17 protein-coding genes are annotated in these 17,920 nt (G+C 65.4%); 8 read left to right on the plus strand and 9 right to left on the minus strand.

All coding sequences use genetic code 11. The features are described 5' to 3' along the window. Positions 1-25: 25 nt before the first annotated feature. A complete protein-coding gene (locus L610_RS06305) occupies positions 26-1,801 on the minus strand; it encodes an acyl-CoA dehydrogenase (RefSeq protein ID WP_144703531.1) in 1,776 nt (591 codons plus the stop codon). Positions 1,802-1,979: 178 nt separating this feature from the next. Here L610_RS06305 and L610_RS06310 point away from each other — a divergent pair, with 178 nt between their 5' ends. Then, positions 1,980-2,216, plus strand: coding sequence for a hypothetical protein (locus L610_RS06310; protein WP_024848189.1), 237 nt, complete (start codon positions 1,980-1,982; stop codon positions 2,214-2,216). Here L610_RS06310 and purD read toward each other — a convergent pair whose 3' ends face one another. Beyond that, positions 2,217-3,500, minus strand: coding sequence for a phosphoribosylamine--glycine ligase (gene purD, locus L610_RS06315; protein ID WP_144703534.1), 1,284 nt, complete (start codon positions 3,498-3,500; stop codon positions 2,217-2,219). 116 nt (positions 3,501-3,616) lie between these two features. Between purD and ubiA the strand changes: the two genes are divergently transcribed. Next, positions 3,617-4,600: a 4-hydroxybenzoate octaprenyltransferase gene (gene ubiA, locus L610_RS06320; protein WP_024848187.1), complete on the plus strand. Its 984-nt coding sequence runs from the start codon at positions 3,617-3,619 to the stop codon at positions 4,598-4,600. 36 nt (positions 4,601-4,636) lie between these two features. On the opposite strand, the gene L610_RS06325 is transcribed toward ubiA, so the two are convergent. The 3 genes from L610_RS06325 to L610_RS06335 all read right to left on the minus strand — a co-directional run bounded on the left by L610_RS06325 (position 4,637) and on the right by L610_RS06335 (position 7,798). Beyond that, on the minus strand, positions 4,637-5,203 hold the full coding sequence (locus tag L610_RS06325; protein WP_024848186.1) for a DUF6101 family protein: 567 nt from the start codon (positions 5,201-5,203) through the stop codon (positions 4,637-4,639). Between the two features lie 202 nt (positions 5,204-5,405). Continuing rightward, positions 5,406-6,815, minus strand: coding sequence for an FAD-binding oxidoreductase (locus L610_RS06330; protein WP_024848185.1), 1,410 nt, complete (start codon positions 6,813-6,815; stop codon positions 5,406-5,408). After that, positions 6,815-7,798: an L-threonylcarbamoyladenylate synthase gene (locus tag L610_RS06335; protein ID WP_024848184.1), complete on the minus strand. Its 984-nt coding sequence runs from the start codon at positions 7,796-7,798 to the stop codon at positions 6,815-6,817. The genes L610_RS06330 and L610_RS06335 overlap by 1 nt, the downstream gene beginning before the upstream one ends. Before the next feature lie 121 nt (positions 7,799-7,919). Between L610_RS06335 and L610_RS06340 the strand changes: the two genes are divergently transcribed. Both L610_RS06340 and L610_RS06345 read left to right on the plus strand, forming a co-directional pair. Continuing rightward, positions 7,920-8,339, plus strand: coding sequence for a hypothetical protein (locus L610_RS06340; RefSeq protein ID WP_144703537.1), 420 nt, complete (start codon positions 7,920-7,922; stop codon positions 8,337-8,339). 74 nt (positions 8,340-8,413) lie between these two features. Continuing rightward, positions 8,414-8,827 (plus strand): hypothetical protein, encoded by a 414-nt coding sequence (locus L610_RS06345; protein ID WP_024848182.1) that lies wholly within the window; start codon positions 8,414-8,416, stop codon positions 8,825-8,827. Positions 8,828-9,224: 397 nt separating this feature from the next. Here L610_RS06345 and glyS read toward each other — a convergent pair whose 3' ends face one another. From glyS to L610_RS06365, 4 genes are all read right to left on the minus strand, one after another. After that, positions 9,225-11,345 (minus strand): glycine--tRNA ligase subunit beta, encoded by a 2,121-nt coding sequence (gene glyS, locus L610_RS06350; protein WP_144703540.1) that lies wholly within the window; start codon positions 11,343-11,345, stop codon positions 9,225-9,227. Position 11,346: 1 nt separating this feature from the next. Further along, complete coding sequence (locus L610_RS06355) at positions 11,347-12,276, minus strand: glycine--tRNA ligase subunit alpha (protein ID WP_034329930.1); 930 nt, start codon at positions 12,274-12,276, stop codon at positions 11,347-11,349. A gap of 103 nt (positions 12,277-12,379) precedes the next feature. Next, complete coding sequence (locus L610_RS06360; RefSeq protein WP_144703543.1) at positions 12,380-14,365, minus strand: tetratricopeptide repeat protein; 1,986 nt, start codon at positions 14,363-14,365, stop codon at positions 12,380-12,382. 127 nt (positions 14,366-14,492) lie between these two features. After that, positions 14,493-15,509 carry a polyprenyl synthetase family protein gene (locus L610_RS06365; protein WP_144703728.1) on the minus strand — a complete coding sequence of 339 codons (1,017 nt, stop codon included), beginning with the start codon at positions 15,507-15,509 and terminating at the stop codon, positions 14,493-14,495. A 155-nt stretch (positions 15,510-15,664) separates the two neighbouring features. On the opposite strand from L610_RS06365, the gene L610_RS06370 reads away from it, so the two are divergent. From L610_RS06370 to L610_RS06385, 4 genes are all read left to right on the plus strand, one after another. After that, positions 15,665-15,889: a DUF2007 domain-containing protein gene (locus L610_RS06370; protein WP_024848177.1), complete on the plus strand. Its 225-nt coding sequence runs from the start codon at positions 15,665-15,667 to the stop codon at positions 15,887-15,889. After that, on the plus strand, positions 15,886-16,689 hold the full coding sequence (locus L610_RS06375; RefSeq protein ID WP_144703546.1) for a tRNA1(Val) (adenine(37)-N6)-methyltransferase: 804 nt from the start codon (positions 15,886-15,888) through the stop codon (positions 16,687-16,689). Before L610_RS06370 ends, L610_RS06375 begins: the two co-directional genes overlap by 4 nt. A gap of 111 nt (positions 16,690-16,800) precedes the next feature. Further along, positions 16,801-17,658, plus strand: a complete 858-nt coding sequence (locus L610_RS06380) for a S49 family peptidase (protein ID WP_144703549.1) — start codon at positions 16,801-16,803, stop codon at positions 17,656-17,658. A gap of 76 nt (positions 17,659-17,734) precedes the next feature. Continuing rightward, complete coding sequence (locus L610_RS06385) at positions 17,735-17,920, plus strand: hypothetical protein (RefSeq protein WP_024848174.1); 186 nt, start codon at positions 17,735-17,737, stop codon at positions 17,918-17,920.

Genomic DNA, 17,920 nt, shown 5'->3' on the forward strand with positions numbered 1-17,920 from the left:
TCCCCTCCCTGAGCCGCTATTCTGGTCAGGCGATCAGCGCCGCGCCGGCTTCGGCGAGGCTGTCACCACCTTCGATCACGCGGCTCTTGAGCGCCTCGGTCTCGTCGATCAGGTTCTCGGCAAAGAAGCGTGCGAGCGCGACGCGCTGCGCCGACTGATCGGCGAGCGCACCGCGGATCAGGTAAGCACCGCCCACCGCCAGCGCGAACAGGCGCAGGTACGGCGTGGCGGCCGCCAGCGCGGAGTCCATGCGGCCCGAGCCCTGTGCGTCGAGCAGGAAGTTGGTTGCTTCCTCGAGCTGGTCGATGGCAGCAGCGCACTTCTCGGCCGTACGGCCGAAGCCCTCGGCATTCGAGCTGCGCAGCGCCTCGATGTCGGCGCGAAGTTCCGAGATGTAGCCGCGCACCTGAGCGCCGCCGGAAAGCGGCAGCTTGCGGACGACGAGGTCGATCGCCTGGATGCCGTTGGTGCCCTCGTAGATCGGCGCGATCCGCGAGTCGCGCAGAAGCGCGGCAGCACCGGTCTCCTCGACATAGCCCATCCCGCCATGGATCTGCAGGCCGATGGAGGCGACGTCGACGCCGATGTCGGTCGAGAACGCCTTGGCGACCGGCGTCAGCAGGCCGGCGCGCTCCTGCCAATGGCGGGCGGCGTCACCTTCGTTGATGCGGGCCATGTCGATGGCATGGGCGCAGGAATAGGAGATCGAACGGGCCACCTGCGTCAGCGCCTTCATGGTCAGAAGGTTACGCTGCACGTCGGGGTGATAGACGATCGGCGCCATGCCCTCGCCCTTGTAGCCCGCGGCCTTGCCCTGGCGGCGCTCCTGCGCGTAGGCAAGCGCCTTCTGGAAGGCGGCTTCCGCGATCGCAATGCCCTGCATGCCGACGGCGAGGCGTGCGTTGTTCATCATCGTGAACATGCAGGCGAGGCCCTTGTTCTCCTCGCCGATCAGCCAACCGATCGCGCCCGGCTCACGGTCCTTCACGTAGCCGTCGCCGTAAATCATCGTGCAGGTCGGCGATCCGTGAATGCCCAGCTTGTGCTCGATCGAGGCACAGAAGACGTCGTTGCGCTCGCCCAGCGAGCCGTCCTCGTTGACGAAGAACTTGGGGACGAGGAACAGCGAAATGCCGCGGGTGCCGGCCGGAGCATCGGGCAGGCGTGCAAGCACCAGGTGGACGATGTTGTCGGTAAAGTCCTGCTCACCGTAGGTGATGAAGATCTTCTGGCCGAAGATGCGGTAGGTGCCGTCACCGACCGGCTCCGCGCGGGCGCGCAGGGCTGCAAGATCCGAACCCGCCTGCGGCTCGGTCAGGTTCATCGTTCCCATCCACTCGCCGGAGACGAGCTTCTCGAGATACTTGGCGCGCAGCTCTTCCGAGGCGTGCTTCTCCAGAGCCTCGATCGCGCCCATCGTCAGCGTCGGACCGATGGCAAAGCCCATCGAGCCGGAGTTCCACATCTCGAGGGCCGCGACCGACAACATGGTCGGCAGAGCCTGCCCGCCATACTCCTCCGGAGCGGCGAGCGCGTTCCAGCCGCCCTCGATCCAGCGGTGGTAGAGGTCCCTCCAGCCCGGCGGAGTGGTGACTGCCCCGTCCTTCAGCACCGCCCCATGCTTGTCGCCCGCCTCGCGCAGCGGGAAGATTTCCTCGGTGGCGAATCGGCCGGCCTCGGCCAGGATCGCATCCACCAGATCCTCGGAAAGGTCGCCGAATTGCCCTGCCTCGACCGCCTTCGCCAAGCCGGCGACGTGCTTCAGGGTGTGGGCGATCTCATCAACGGGGGCTCGATACATTCGGAACTTCCTTTCGGTCGGGACAGGTGGCGGAGAGGACGGTGCCGTCCTGCAAGCGTGACGGCGCACCAGCCAGTCGAGGAAGTTGACTATTTTCTTCTGACGTAAACGTCAAATCAATCAAGCATTGCGCAACGGAAGCCTGGGGCACTATTGTCGCTATCCTAGAGGAACTTCCATGCTGGCACGCCCCGAAAAGCACCTGTGCATCGAATGCTCCCTGCCCTATGGGTCAGAGAACTTCCAATACTATGAGGGCAACATCGATAACGGCCCGGCCTACTGGTGCGACCGTGGCGTGCTGTGTTCACCGCAGTGCTCGCTGAAGCACTACCTGATGCGGCGGGAGGAAGGCACCTTGCCTGACGAGCCGGCGCCCAATCCCTTCGAAATGGATCCGGTCTACCGGCGCTGATCAGCCGGCAGCCTTCTCGCGCTCGATCGCGCGCCAGCCGATGTCGCGGCGGCAGAAGCCACCTTCCCAGCTGATCTTGTCGAGCGCCGCATAGGCGCGTGCGGCAGCCTCGGTAACGTTCGCGCCCTTGGCCGTGACGTTGAGCACGCGGCCGCCATTGGCAACAAGGCGGTCTTCCGAGTCGCGCGCGGTGCCGGCATGGAAAACCTGCACGTTCTCGTCCTCAGCCGACTCAATGCCGGAGATGACGGTGCCCTTCTTCGGCGAGGCCGGGTAGCCTTCGGCGGCGAAGACAACCGTCAGCGCAGCCTCGTCGCGCCAGCGCACCGACATGTGCGAAAGCTGGCCGTCGACGGCGGCATTCACGAGCGTCAGCAGGTCGTCCTTCAGGCGCGTCATCAGCACCTGGCATTCGGGATCGCCGAAGCGGGTGTTGTATTCGATGAGCTTCGGGCCTTCCTCAGTGATCATGAGGCCGGCGAAGAGCATGCCACGGAACGGCGCGCCCATCTCTGCCATGCCGCGCATGGTCGGCTCAATGATCTCGCGCATGACGCGCGCTTCCAACTCGGCGGTGATGACCGGAGCGGGAGAGTATGCGCCCATGCCGCCGGTGTTCGGGCCGGTGTCGCCCTCACCGACGCGCTTGTGGTCCTGCGCCGAACCGAACGGCAGCGCCGTGGTGCCGTCGCAGATGCAGAAGAAGCTTGCTTCCTCGCCCTCAAGGAACTCCTCGACGACGACTTCCGCACCGGCAGCACCGAACGCGCCCTCGAAGCAGGCGTCGATCGCGTCCAGCGCTTCATCGAGCGTCATGGCGACGGTCACGCCCTTGCCGGCAGCGAGGCCGTCGGCCTTGATGACGATCGGCGCGCCGACCTGGCGGGCATAGGCCTTCGCCTTCGGCGCGTTGTTGAAGCGGCCATAGGCGGCCGTCGGAATGCCGTAGCGGGCGCACAGGTCCTTGGTGAAGCCCTTGGAGCCTTCCAGCTGCGCCGCAGCCTTCGACGGGCCGAAGACGCGGATGCCGGCCGCCTCGAGCTCGTCGGCAAGGCCAGCCACCAGCGGCGCCTCGGGACCGACGACGACGAGGTCGATGTTCTTTTCCTTCGCGAACGCAACGACGGCCGCGTGATCGTCAACCGCGAGAGAAACGCATTCCGTTTCCTGCGCAATGCCGGGATTGCCCGGTGCGGCGTAAAGCTTCGTCAGCAGCGGCGATGCCGCAAGCTTCCATGCCAGTGCGTGCTCGCGCCCGCCAGAGCCGATCAGCAGTACGTTCATCGCGGCGATTCCTCATCGTTATTGATCGCGGCTTTCCGGTAGGGCCGGGAGGCGTCAGGGTCAAGGCGCAAGCCTCATCTCTTGACGGCGCGTTGTGTCGCTGCCACTCCGTCCGCATGGAAAACATTCAGTCCAAAGAGTCGCAGGGACGCGTCGCCGACGCCCCTTCCGGTCACTGGGTCTATCGCCTGCTGCCGCGCGGGCTCTGGCCCTATGCCCAGCTCGCGCGCTGGGACCGGCCGATCGGCTGGTGGCTGCTGATGTGGCCGTGCTGGTGGTCGACTGCAATGGCGTCTGCCGCCTATGCGAAGCCGGGAGTGGCGCTCGCGGACGTACTTCCGTCCGTCTGGCACCTGTTCCTGTTCATGGCAGGCTCGATCTTGATGCGCGGCGCCGGCTGTACCTACAACGACATCGTCGACCAGGACATTGACGAAAAGGTCGCCCGCACCCGCTCGCGCCCGCTGCCCGCAGGCAAGGTCAGCAAGAAGCAGGCTTGGGGTTTTCTGTTCCTGCAGTGCCTGCTCGGCCTCGTCGTGCTGCTGCAGTTCAACTGGTTCGCCGTTCTGGTCGGCATCGCGTCGCTCTTGACGGTGGCCATCTACCCGTTCGCCAAGCGCTTCACCGACTGGCCGCAGTTCTTCCTCGGCCTCGCCTTCTCGTGGGGGGCGCTGATGGGCTGGGCCGCCCATTTCGGCTCGCTGAACCTCGCAGCGCTGCTGCTCTATTTCGGCTCGATCCTGTGGGTGATCGGCTACGACACGATCTACGCCCACCAGGACAAGGAAGACGACGCGCTGGTCGGCGTGCGCTCCACCGCGCGCCTGTTTGCCGAGAACACCAAGCAGTGGCTTATCGGCCTCTACAGCCTTGCCCTGCTGTTCTTCGTCGTCGCCTTCGCCAATGCCGAAGTGCCGATGCCGGCGCTGGCTGGCCTCGTTGCCGCGGCCGCGCACATGATCCGGCAGATCCGCGTGCTCGACATCGACAATCCCGACCAGTGCCTGAAGCTGTTCAAGTCCAACTCGGTCGTCGGCTGGCTGATCTTCCTCGGCCTCGTCATCGGCGGAGCCTGGCCGGTCATCAGCCAGAATTTCTGATCTTCTGGCCGATGCTTCGGTAGTCGCGCGCCTCTGCTAGCGGCGCGCGATGATCTCTTCCCCATTGATGATGAGGCGAACGCCGAGCGCGCCGGTCTTGCGACGGGCGAGGAAGCGCGGGCGGCGCTGCAGGTGAACGCGACCCTGGCGGCGTGTCGCCGGCGGCGCCTTCCTGATCTGCCCAGCGTTTTCGTCCAGCGAGCGGGCGACGCCATCGGCCTCGACCAGCAGCATCGGCAGCTTGAACGCCTCCGACCATGCGCGCCAGTCGGCGGCAACGTTGTCGAGGTCGTGGGCGACCAGCAGCGGGACCGACAGCATCGGGTCCGCATGCATCAGTTCCAGCGTGACCGTGACATTGCCTTCGCCATCCTCGATGGCGCGGGCGGCAACGCCGCGGAAGGCGCGTGCCGGCAGCGCGATCGAGACCGGCAGGCCGCTTGTTTCCAGAACCCGGCGGATGGTGGCGCCACGGCTGGAGACGGTGAACGTCACGTCGCCGTGGGCGTCCATCATTCTGAAGGATGCCGCGTGCGGCAACCGGAACGGGTCAAGCCGAAAGTCGGCCTCGGCCCAAACGGGCTTGAGCTGTGTGTGTGACACTATCTTTGCCTTCCTGTCTCTTCCTGAGAGCCGGTTTTCCGGTCTTCTCGCGGGTGGTTTTCCCACCTCGTTGTAGGTGCGAGACTAGGGGGCGCCCTGTGTCAGACGGCTTAAAAAGCAGGGTTAAGGTTTTGTGGCTTCGTCCGATGGTTATCGCTTTGCAACCCGGTGTAAGACCTTCGAAACCTCAGTAAATACCCGATTAAATCACCTTGTTCGGGTTCATGATCCCCGCAGGATCAAAGGATTTCTTGATCCGGCGCATCAGGTCGGTCGCGACCGGCGGCGCGGTTGCGATCAGCTCATCGCGCTTCATGCGGCCGATGCCGTGCTCGGCGGAGATCGATCCGTTGTAGGCGCGCACGACGTCGTGCACCGCGTCGTTAATAACGCGGTAGCGCGCGAGGAAGTCGGCAGGCCTGATGCCGACCGGCTGCGAGATGTTGTAGTGCAGGTTGCCGTCGCCCATGTGGCCGAAGCAGACGAGCCGCGCATTCGGCTCCAGGCGCGTCACCGCCGCCCAGGCCTCTTCGATGAAGCTCGGGATCCTTGCCACCGGCACCGACACGTCGTGCTTGATCGAGGCGCCTTCCGGCTTCTGCGCCTCCGACATGTTTTCGCGAAGGTTCCACAGTGCGTTTGCCTGCGTCAGGCTCTCCGCTAGCACGCCATCGGCGATCAGACCGGCCTCAAATCCCTCGGCCAGAATTTCTTCGATCAGCGTGCGCGCATCCTCGACCGAGCGGCCGGACGAGACTTCCATCAGCACATACCAGGGATGCGGAGAGGAAAGCGGATGCGTCGCGCCCGGAACGTGCCTCAGCACGAAGTCGAGCGAGGCGTGGATCATCAGCTCAAAACCGGTAAGGCTCTGCCCTGCCCTGTCTGTCGCCATTCCGAACAATTTCAGCGCATCGGCGGGGCTCGCAACGCCGAGCCAGGCGACCTCGCGGCCGCGCGGTTTCGGAAACAGTTTCATCACCGCGGCGGTGATGATGCCGAGCGTTCCTTCCGCGCCGACGAACAGATCCTTGAGGTCGTAACCGGTATTGTCCTTCTTGAGCTTGCGCAGGTCGTCGAACACCTCGCCCGTGGGCAGCACCACCTCCACGCCAAGGCAAAGGTCGCGCGTATTGCCATAGGCGAGCACGCCGGTGCCGCCAGCATTGGAAGAAAGGTTGCCGCCGATCTGCGCGGTGCCCTGCGAGGCAAGCGACAGCGGAAACAGCTTTCCGGCTTCCTCGGCTGCGTCGCGCACGCGCTGCAGCGTCACGCCCGCCTCGACGGTGATGGTGTTCGACTCAAGGTCGATCTCGCGGATCCTGTCGAAGCGGGACATGGAAAGAACCACTTCCGTACCGGTCTGGTCCGGCATCTGTGCACCGACAAGGCCGGTATTGCCACCCTGCGGCACGATCGGGGTTCCGGTTTCGGTTGCCAGCTTCAGGATGGCGCTGACCTCTTCGACCGTTCCAGGCCGCAGCACCAGCGGCGTCTTACCGCCCCAGAGGCCGCGCCGCTCGGTGACGAAAGGCGCGATGTCCGCCTCGTCACGCAGCGCGTATTTCTCGCCGACGATGGCGACGAAACGCTCGATCAGGCTGGCATCCATTACTGCTGACTCCCTGAGTCGGTCTGACTGCCCCTCGGCGCGGCGGCGCGGCGCAGCCGGTCGTTGATCGCCTCGCCAAGCCCGTCCTCGGGCAGCGGCTCGACCGCGATGACGGCCGCGCCCGAACGGTCGAGCGCCTGGAGATGGCTGTAGAGATTGGCCGCTGCCTCGCCCAGCGAGCCCTGTTCGGAAAGGTTGAGCGTCGCGATCGCCTTGTCGGCGCCGTCAATGCGGTCCGGACCGAAGGCAAGCAGCGCCTCGCCCTCGCGCAGCTCGGTCGCGTTGAGGCGCACGCCGGCATCCGGCGCATAGTGTGAAAACATCATGCCCGGCGCCTCAATGCCTTTGGTACCGCCACGCAGCACCAGCAGACCGGTCACGGCTGCCAGCTCATCCGCCGTCACGCCGCCGGGACGCAGGATGCGCACGCCCTCTTCCGTCACCTTGGCGATAGTCGATTCCACGCCGACGTCGGTCGCGCCGCCGTCGATGATGAGCTGGATTTTTCCGCCGAGATCGGCGTTCACCGCCTCGGCGGTCGTGCCGCTGATCTTGCCGGACGAGTTGGCAGAAGGTGCTGCGAGCGGCCGGCCCAGCGCGCGGATGAATTCGGCCGCCACGCCGCGCGGCATGCGCAGCGCCACCGTTTCGAGCCCGGCCGAAACCAGCGGGTGGATGCCGTGGCCATTCTTCAGCGGCAGGACGAGCGTCAGCGGCCCCGGCCAGAATTTTTCGGCGAGCTTCAGCGAGACGTCGTCGAACACGGCGATGCGCTCCGCCATCTCCATGTCGGCGACGTGGACGATCAGCGGGTTGAAGCGCGGGCGGCCCTTCACCTCGAAGATGCGGGCGACGGCCTCGCCGTTGGTCGCATCCGCGGCAAGGCCGTAGACGGTTTCGGTCGGGATCGCGACCGGTTCACCGGCTCGCAGGATTTCCAGCGCGGGCTGCAGTGCCCGTTCAGGCGAAAGGATTTCGGCCAATTCACGCTCCGTGGGGTCGGCATTGCCTATCGCGCGCGCTCCTTTGCTGCAAGTGCCGCGATGTCACCGATTTGTTAATCCGCGCCCTGTACCATTTCCGCGAGGAATTGGGGGGCTTGTCATGTTTCGTGTCGTCAGTGCCATCATGCCTGCGCTCATCCTGAGCGCCGGAACCGCCGCAGCTTCTTCCATCATCAGCCTGCCCGCCGCCGATCAGGCCGCTACGCCATCGATCGTCATGCGCGGCTCGGCCTCGCCTGAGCCGATCGATGCGGCCGTCGCATCGCCGGCCGAGGCTGATACCGAGATCATCCCGATCACGCCATCGGTCGCCGCCGCAGGTGCCGACGCCATTCCGGCAAGCGCAGAGGATGTCAGCACGATCCCTGAAGCCGAGCCGAAAGAGGAAAGCCCGGCGTGGCTGAGCTCCGAGGGTCCGCTCGGCATTCGCGACGGGGAGATCCGGGAGCCGGATGCCGTTGCGCCGGAAACGCCGGCGGGCGAGGAAACGGCTGACCTCAACCTCGCGGCACGTCAGTAGCAATCACATCCGCTGCTTGACGCTCCAGCCTTTCGCCGCCACCATCCTCTGAACGGGCAGGAAAGGCTGCGCCCATGGCGATCGATTTCTTGCTGAAGTTCATCCACATCTTCGGCCTGATGCTCGGGGCTGCCTCCGGCATCGGCCAGATGATCGTCGTCCGGCAGGTCCGCCGCACGCCGACGCCGGAGCTCGCGCGGCTGCGGCCGATGTTCGGCCGGGTGGGCCTCACCGGCATCATCCTTCTGTGGCTGAGCGGCCTTGGCCTGTGGGCCCACCGCTATGACATGAGCCACCTCGGCCCGCTGTTCGACCTGAAGATGCTGGTCGCCCTTGTCCTGCTCATCATCATCCTGGTCGTGACCGTCACCCTGCGCCGCTCGCTCAAGGCCGGCACGCCGCCACCGGCGTGGCTGCCAAAGCTCGGCATGTCGACGCCGGTGCTGACCATATTGGCGGTTGGGTTGGCTGTTTGGATATTTAATTAGCTCAGGCAGCAGACCTCGGCCGCCCCACCTTCGATCGGTGTTCAGGCATGGATCCTCGGCTCAAGGCCGAGGATGACGACCTGGCCGGTGGCGCTGCGGATGCGGGCGAGGAGCGACAAGCACCCCCACCCTTACCCTCCCCACAAGGGGGAGGGAGACATGGGCGTCAGCACTCCACCTGAAACGACGAGCCTGGCAGAAGCATTCGCGGCAGGAGCATCTGTGGCAGGAGCGTTCGCTCCCGCCGTCGCATGCCTCGCGCGGGATGTGTCGGTACGACGGAGCCCTCCGAAAATCGAGTGCCCAAAGCTCCCCTCCCCCTTGTGGGGAGGGGTTAGGGGTGGGGGTACACCGACGCTGCCGCCAGCTCGTTCGCCAGCAGCAGGCCCCCTCTGCCTTATCCGGCGATCTTCGAGAAGTCCGCGACCTGGCCGGTGGCGTTGCGGATGCGGGCGAGAAGCGCCAAGCGGTTGGCGCGGACGACCGGGTTCTCGTCGTTGACCAGCACCGCCTCGAAGAAGGTGTCCACCGGCGCGCGCAGCACCGACAGCGCCTGCATGGCACCGGCGAAATCCTGCAGCGCGACGGCCTTGGCGGCCTCGCTCTCGGCATGGTTGATCGCGGTGAACAGCGCGCGCTCCGCGTCGTTGCGGAACGCCACCGGATCGACGTCCGAGTTGACGACGGTGCCCTTCTTCTCCTCGGCGGCCAGGATGTTCGCGGCGCGCTTGGTGCCGGCGAGCAGATTCTTGCCGTCCTCGGAGTCGAGGAAGATGCCGAGTGCGGCGACGCGGCTGACGATCAGCAGCAGGTCGTCGGCTTCCGGCGAGATCACCGCGTCGATCAGGTCATGCCGCGCGCCCTTGTCGCGCAGATAGACCTTCAGGCGGTCGTGGAAGAACGACAGCAGGTCAGCGTCGCCATTGGTGACGCTGAGCAGCGGCAGCCTCACGCCATTCTCGATGATGATGCGGATGACGCCCAGAGCCGCACGACGAAGCGCGTACGGGTCCTTGGAACCCGTCGGCTTCTCGTCGATCGCCCAGAAGCCCGTCAGCGTGTCGAGCTTGTCGGCGAGCGCAACGGTGATCGAGACCGGATCGGTCGGCACGACGTCGGACGGGCCCTGCGGGCGGTAGTGCTCTTCGAGCGCGGCGGCGACGGACGGATGCTCGCCCTGCAGCAGCGCATATTTGCGGCCCATCGCGCCCTGAAGCTCGGGGAACTCGCCGACGACCTCGGTCTGCAGGTCGGCCTTGGCGAGCACGGCGGCGCGGCGCACCAACGCCTTATCGGCACCGGTAACTTCCGCGAGCTCTTCAGCCAGCTTCGCGATGCGCGCGACGCGCTCGCCCTGCGTGCCGAGCTTGGCGTGGAAGGTCACGTTCAGCTTGTCGAGGCGCGCCATGCGCTGGTCGAGCGGCTTCTTGAGGTCAAGGCCGAACTTCGCGGCTGGCTCGGCCAGCTGGTTGAGGTCCGGCAGGCCGGCCTGATCGGTGTTCCAGAAGTGGACCGCATCGGACAGACGCGCGCGCACCACCTTGCCATTGCCGTAGGCGATTTCCTTGCCGCCGTCCTTGGCCAGAATGTTCGAGATCAGGATGAAACGGTTGGACAGGCCCTCGCTCGCGCCCTGCGGGCGGGTAACAAAGCACTTCTGGTTGGCGCGGATGGTGAGGCGGATGACCTCTGCCGGGATCTCAAGGAAGGCTTCCTCGAACTCGCCCATCAAGACGACCGGCCACTCGACGAGGCCCGAGACTTCCTCGAGCAGGCCCTCGTCCTCGACCAGCTCAAGGCCTGCCGCGAAGGCGAGGTTCTTGGCGTCATCAAGGATGATGCGCTTGCGGCGCTCGGCGTCGAGCACGACCTTGGCGGCTTCCAGTTTGCTGACATAGTCGTCGAAGCGGCGGACCGTGATCGCGTCCGGCGCGTGGAAGCGGTGGCCGTAGGTGACGTTGCCCGAGCGGATGCCATCGACTTCGAAGTCGACCACCACCGGCTCGGAATTTTCCGGGCCGAAGGTGCAGACGATCGACTGCAGCGGACGCACCCAGCGCAGGCTGCCGGGCTTTGCGGACGCTGCGCCCCAGCGCATCGACTTCGGCCACGGGAAGTTGCGGATCACGGTCGGGACCAGCTCGGCGATGATCTCTTGGGCCGCGCGGCCCGGCTTGACGATGTGGGCTACGTAGAAGTCGCCCTTCTTCGGGTCGGAATGGACATGCGCCTCGGACACGGACGCAAGGCCCGCCTTGCGCAGGAAGCCCTGGATGGCCTGTTCCGGCGCGGTGGTCGACGGGCCCTTGATCTCGTCGCGTACGTCCTTGGAACGTGCGGTGAGGCCGCGGATGTCGAGGGCAAGGCGGCGCGGCGTCCAGTACTCGGTCGCGGCCTCGTAGGTGAGGCCGGCGTCAACGAGACCGTCGGTGACCATTTTCTTCAGGTCGGCCGCAGCCTTGCGCTGCATGCGCGCCGGAATTTCCTCAGAGCGAAGTTCAAGCAGAAGATCAGGCATCTTACGCAGCCTCTGTCGTCGGTTCGAAGCCGCCGGCCTCGGTCTCAAGGAATGCTTCGCCACAGGCCTTGGCGAGATTGCGCACGCGCAGGATGTAGCTCTGGCGCTCGGTGACGGAGATCACGCCGCGCGCGTCGAGCAGGTTGAAGGCGTGCGAAGCCTTGATGCACTGGTCGTAGGCGGGAAACACCATCTGGTGCGGCTTGCCACCCGGACGCTCGGCGCCGGCGGCGAGCAGCGCCTTGCACTCGTTCTCGGCATCGATGAAGTGCCGGAACAGCGTCTCGGTGTTGGCGTGCTCGAAATTGTGACGCGAATATTCCTGCTCGGCCTGCAGGAAGACATCGCCGTAGGTGACCTTCTCGGCGCCTTCGCGGCCGTTGAAGTTGAGGTCATAGACGTTGTCGACGCCCTGCACGTACATGGCGAGGCGCTCGAGGCCGTAGGTCAACTCGCCCGCGACCGGCGCGCATTCGATGCCGCAGACCTGCTGGAAGTAGGTGAACTGCGACACTTCCATGCCGTCGCACCAGCATTCCCAGCCGAGGCCCCAGGCGCCCAGCGTCGGGCTTTCCCAGTCGTCCTCGACGAAGCGGATGTCGTGCATCAGCGGGTCGATGCCGATCGCCTTCAGCGAGCCAAGATAGAGCTCCTGCAGGTTCGACGGGTTCGGCTTCAGGATGACCTGGTACTGGTAGTAGTGCTGCAGGCGGTTGGGGTTCTCGCCGTAGCGGCCGTCCTTCGGGCGGCGGGACGGCTGCACATAGGCAGCGTTCCAGGGCTTGGGACCGAGCGCACGCAGGGTCGTCGCCGGGTGGAACGTACCCGCGCCGACCTCCATGTCGTAGGGCTGGAGAACCACGCAGCCGTAGTCGGCCCAGTAGTTGTGCAGCGTCAGGATCAGCCCCTGAAAGGAGCGGCTGGGGTGCATGTGGTCGGGCAATTGGGCGTTCACTGAACTTCCTCGCGGCCGTGAGCGGGACGGTGGCCCGTCCTAGAGCGGCTACAAGGTAGCGTCAAGAAGCGCCCTGCGGTCAGCGTGTCGCGTCCGGCAGCGTCAACCGTTGTCCCGGGAAGATGTGGTTCGGGTTGCCGTTGAGCTGCGGGTTGAGCTCGATGATCTCGCGGAAGCGCTCGCCATTGCCGAGATGCTGCACCGCGATGTCCCACAGGCTCTGCCCAGGCTGCACCGTATGGAACGGCTCAGCAGGTGCTTTTGGCTGCTCTGCAACGGGTGCCGAAGCCTCGGCCAGTTGCTTGACCTCGCCCCCCGGACCTTCGGCAACCATCACGTTCTGGTCAGAAGTCTCGCTCGAAACCTGCAGGCCCTCGCGCAGCTTGCGCTCGGCGTCGGCCTTGACCTTCTCGTCCGGCTCCATCGTCAGCGCATGACGCCACTGGAAGGTCGCCTCGCGCTTGCGGCCCACCTGCCAGTAGGCGTCGCCGAGGTGATCGTTGAGCACCGGGTCGTTGGGCATCAGGCCGACAGCGCGCTCGAGTTCGCGCACGGCATCCTCGTAGCGGCCAAGGCGGTAATAGGCCCAGCCGAGCGAATCGACGATGTAGCCGTCGCTCGGGCGCAGGTCGACCGCGCGCTGGATCAGCTTCAACCCTTCCGCGAGGTTCATGTTCATGTCGACCCAGGAATAGCCGAGGTAGTTCAGCACCTGCGGCTGGTCCGGGTAGAGTTCGAGCGCCTTCTTGAAGTTGGGCTCTGCCTTGTCCCACTCCTTCAGCCGCTCATAGGCGATGCCGCGCTGGTAGAAGATGTTCCAGTCGGCGCGGGTGGGCTTTTCGATCCGCTCGACCGCCTGGTCATAGAGGCCGGCCGCTTCGCGGTACTTTTCCTGCCGCGCATAGACACCGCCGAGTGCGAGATAGGCGCGCAGCTCCTCGGGATTGCGGACGAGCGACTGCTTGAGGTGCTTCTCGGCTTCCTCGAAGCGCTCGAGATCGGCAAGGTTGAGGCCGAGCTGCAGCTCGGCGATCGCCTTCATCGGCGACCTGGCCGGGATCTTCTTATAATGCGCGATCGCGGTTTCCGCGTCGCTCTGCTGCTCGGCGATGCCGGCAAGCTGGATCTGGATCGCGTCGCTGTCGGGGCGCAGCGCCGCCGCATACTGCAGGTAGAGCCGCACAAAGGATTCGCCGCCGCTGCGGTTAAGCGCGGTGGCAAGGTTCAGCAGCACCTCGGCGGCACCCGAACGAACGTCCGGCACCATCATCTCGGGCTTCTCGCCCGCCTCGATCTTGGCGCGCAACGCATCGATGGTGACCCGGCCAGGGGCAAAACCGTCGGCAACGGCAAGTGCGGCCAACGCAGCTTCCTTGTCGCCTTGGCGGGCCAGGAACCCTGCCTGCGCCTCGATGGCACGTAGATACGCTTCAGGTGCGGCGCTGCCGGCTTCGGCATCCGCTACAACCTGCTGGAAGGTGTTGCGGGCAGTTTCGACATCACCCGCCTGCTCGGCGATGAGCGCGCGGTGATAACCGACGAAGAGGTCGTACCAGTCGGGACCGGCCATGCCCTTGACGTGGGCAAGCGCCTCCTGGCCATTGCCGGCGCCAAGCTTTGCCCAGCCGGTGATGAGCCCGGTGATCAGGCGGTCGAGGTCAGAGGCGAGCGAAAGCTTCAGCCAGTTCTCGACCTCACCGAACTTGTTCTTGCGGATGGCGTCGATGGCCAGCGCAAGGCGCGAGAATCGCTCGACCTCGGGCGTTTCTTTCAGCATCTGCGCAAAGCGCAGCGCCTCGTTGAAATTGCCCTGCGAGATGTAGCCGAGCAGCAGGCTCTGCTGGATCGTCTGGTCGTCGGGATCGAAGGCGTGCGCGCGCTTGTAGTAGGCGATCGCCGCGTCGAGGTCGTTGTCGCTCTCGGCAATGCGGGCGGCGAGATACGCGCCGGTGAGCGTGTTGACCTTGACCGTCTCGTCCTGGGCCGCCCACGCAGGCAGCGCGCCCAGCGTGAGGCTCACGGCCATGCCAGCCGCTGCGATCAGGCTTCCAGTCTTGAGCCGCATTGCATTCCTTCCCGATAGCTTGTGCGATCAGAGCGCCGCCGAAGCACCCACTGACAGGCAAGCATGTCCTTTTTGCGGACGAGGTTCAATCCGCGTCCGTTCACGATCAGGCTAGGAGCTGCGGCTGTCAATTGACGCGGCTGATGCAAAAGTCGATGACGTCGAGCAGCGCCTTCTTCTGCGGCGTGTCCTTCAACGGGGCGAGCGCGTCGCGGGCGATACCGCCGAAGTGGCGGGCCCGGCCGATCGTGTCGGCGATGGAGTTGTGCTTCTTCATCAGCTTGAGCGCCTTCTCAAGCTGCTCGTCGTCGGTCTGCGCGTTCTCGATCGCGCTCTTCCAGAACTCGCGCTCCTCAGCCGAGCCGCGGCGGAACGACAGGATCACCGGCAGCGTCACCTTGCCTTCGCGGAAGTCGTCGCCGACATTCTTGCCGAGGCTGGAGCTGTCGCCCGCATAGTCGAGTGCGTCATCGATGAGCTGGAAGGCAAGGCCGAGATTGGTGCCATAGGAGCGCAGCGCCGCGCGGTCGGACTTGGTGGCGTTGGCCACGACCGGGCCGACCTCAGCCGCAGCCGAGAACAGCGCGGCGGTCTTGGCCTTGATAACGGCGAGATATTCGTCCTCGGTGGTCTCGAGGTTCTTGGCGACGCTCAGCTGCAGCACCTCGCCCTCGGCGATGACCGAGGCAGCGGTCGAGAGGATGTCGAGGGCATCGAGCGAGCCGACGTCGACCATCATGCGGAAGGCCTGCCCGAGCAAGAAGTCGCCGACGAGCACGCTCGCCTGGTTGCCCCAGATCATGCGGGCGGTGCGCTTGCCGCGGCGCATGTCGCTTTCGTCGACTACGTCGTCGTGCAGCAGGGTCGCCGTGTGCATGAACTCGACGCTGGTCGCGAGCTTGACGTGGCCGTCGCCTTCGTAGCCGAACATCTGCGCGGCAGCGAGCGTCAGCATCGGCCGCAGGCGCTTGCCGCCCGACGAGATCAGGTGGTTGGCCACCTCGGGGATCATGGTGACGTCCGAGCCGGCCTTGGACAAGATCAACTCATTGACGCGGCCCATGTCTTCTTTGGTCAGCGCAATCAGCCCCTCGATCGAGGCTCTCGCGCGCTTGCCGTCATCAATGTTCACTACTACGCCCACCACTCGGGTCTCCCGTACAAACGGCCGTCGCTGCCGCCATTTAGTCGCGGGACTCTAGGGAGGCAAGCATTTTGCGGCAAGGGGCGAATTGGCGCGGGGTAAGCGGCGGCCAATTTCCGTTTACATTGACTGCGCCACCTGAGAGGGTCATCGTCATGATCGAGCTGATGCGAACCAACGACCCGGTGATGCTCTCCTTCGTCGAGGCATTGCTGCGTGATTCTGGCCTCTCCTATTTCGTCGCCGACCAGAATATGAGCGTGATCGAAGGCTCGCTTGGCATCCTGCCGCGTCGCGTGATGGTCAGCGAGGATGATCTCGAAGAGGCACGCCTTCTGCTGAAGGACGCCGGAATTGAAGAAGAGCTGAAAGGCGAATGAGCGGACTGCCTGCCACGCAAGATGCGCCGGACGTGCGCAGCGAACGGACCATCGACGCGTTCCATCGCGGCGACTTCTACCTGATCCAGCCGCGGCGCGGCCATCGGGCAGGCACGGATGCGATGATGCTGGCTGCGGCGGTTCCCTCCGGCTTTTCCGGCCGGCTGGTCGACCTTGGCGCAGGTGCGGGTGCGGCCGGCCTCGCCGTTGTCTCGCGTTGTCCGAATGCCAGGGTCGTGCTGGTCGAGCGCGAGGAAGAGCTGGCCGGTTGCGCCCGCGAAACTATCGCCCATCCCGACAATGACCACATCGCCGGCCGCGCTGAAGTCGTCGTCACCGACGTCACCCTCACCGGCAAAGCGCGGATCGCGGCCGGACTCGACGATTCCAGTTTTGACTTCGCGATCATGAACCCGCCCTTCAACGAGCGGGCGGACCGGCCCTCCCCCGACGAGCTGCGCCGCGGCGCGCATGTCATGGTCGATGGCCTGTTCGAAAGCTGGCTGCGCACCGCCGCCGCTATCGTCAAGCCGCGCGGCGGGCTCGCGCTGATTGCGCGCCCGCGCTCGCTCACCGAAATTCTCGACGCGATGGACGGCCGCTTCGGCGCGGCGCAGATCGTGCCGATCCTGCCGCGGGCAACGGAGCCTGCGATCCGCATCGTGATTCGTGCCGTGCGCGCCTCGCGTGCGCCCCTGTCGCTGATGCCGCCGTTGGTGATTCACGACGCAACCGGCGACCACTTCAGCACCCGCGCCGACGACGTCAACAACGGCCGGGCATCGTTGTTCGGCGACTGAACCGTCCTTCCCCCACATCTCGGTATTCTACTTCAGCCTGAATCGCGCGCGGGATATTGCGCGGCGACGTGAACAACCTACATGCGAAGCGACATACTGGAGACCCGCCACTTGAAACGACTGTTCAGCCGCTTCCTCCCCGCCTCCATGCGTAAGGGCGAAACCACGATCCCGGTGATCCGCCTGCAGGGCCCCATCATGCCGGGCGGCAACCAGTTCCGGCCCACTCTCTCACTGGCAACGACTGCGGGGCTGATCGAGAAGGCGTTTGCCATCAAGGAAGCCCCTGCGGTGGCGATCTCGCTCAACTCGCCCGGCGGCTCGCCGGTGCAGTCGCGGCTGATCTTCAAGCGCATCCGCGACCTCGCCGAGGAGAAGAACAAGCGCGTGCTGGTGTTCGTCGAAGACGTCGCTGCGTCGGGCGGCTACATGATCGCGCTCGCGGGCGACGAGATCATCGCCGATCCGTCCTCCATCGTCGGCTCGATTGGCGTCGTATCCGCGGGCTTCGGCTTCCAGGAACTCTTGAAGAAGATCGGCGTCGAGCGCCGCGTCCACACGGCTGGTCAGAACAAGGCGATCCTCGACCCGTTCCAGCCGGAAAAGCCCGAGGACATCGAGCGGCTGAAGCAGCTGCAGCTCGAAATCCACGAGACCTTCATCGACATGGTGAAGGAACGGCGGGGCGCGAAGCTCGCCGACCACCCGGATCTTTTCACCGGCATGTTCTGGACGGCGAAGAAGGGGCTCGAGCTCGGCCTGATCGACGGGCTCGGCGACATGCGCTCCTTCATCAAGCAGCGCTACGGCGACAAGGCCAAGCTGCAACTGATTTCTCCGGCGCGCAGCCTGTTTGGCCGCAAGCTTGGCGTATTTGGCAGCGAGGCTCCCGAAATCGCCGCCGCAGCGGCACATGGACTGGCTGACGCAGCCGAGGAACGTGCGATGTGGTCCCGCTACGGCCTTTGATGACCAGCGGGAAACACGCTACACTTCCGGTCGCAGACAACGGCAACGACAACCGATCGCAGGAAGGACACGGACAATGCCCCAGCTCGTATTCTTTGCCGTCGTCGGCATCGTGGCTTATGTCGGCTACCGCGCATTCGTGCGCGAGGCCGAGCGTGTCACTGCCCGCGCCCGCCGCGCCGAGGCCGAAATGCGCACCGGCTCGCACGGAACGCTGGTGAAGGACCCGGTGACCGGCGACTATCATCTGAGCAAGGACTGA

This window comes from Aminobacter sp. J44 (assembly GCF_007829415.1).
Classification (GTDB): Bacteria; Pseudomonadota; Alphaproteobacteria; order Rhizobiales; family Rhizobiaceae; genus Aerobium.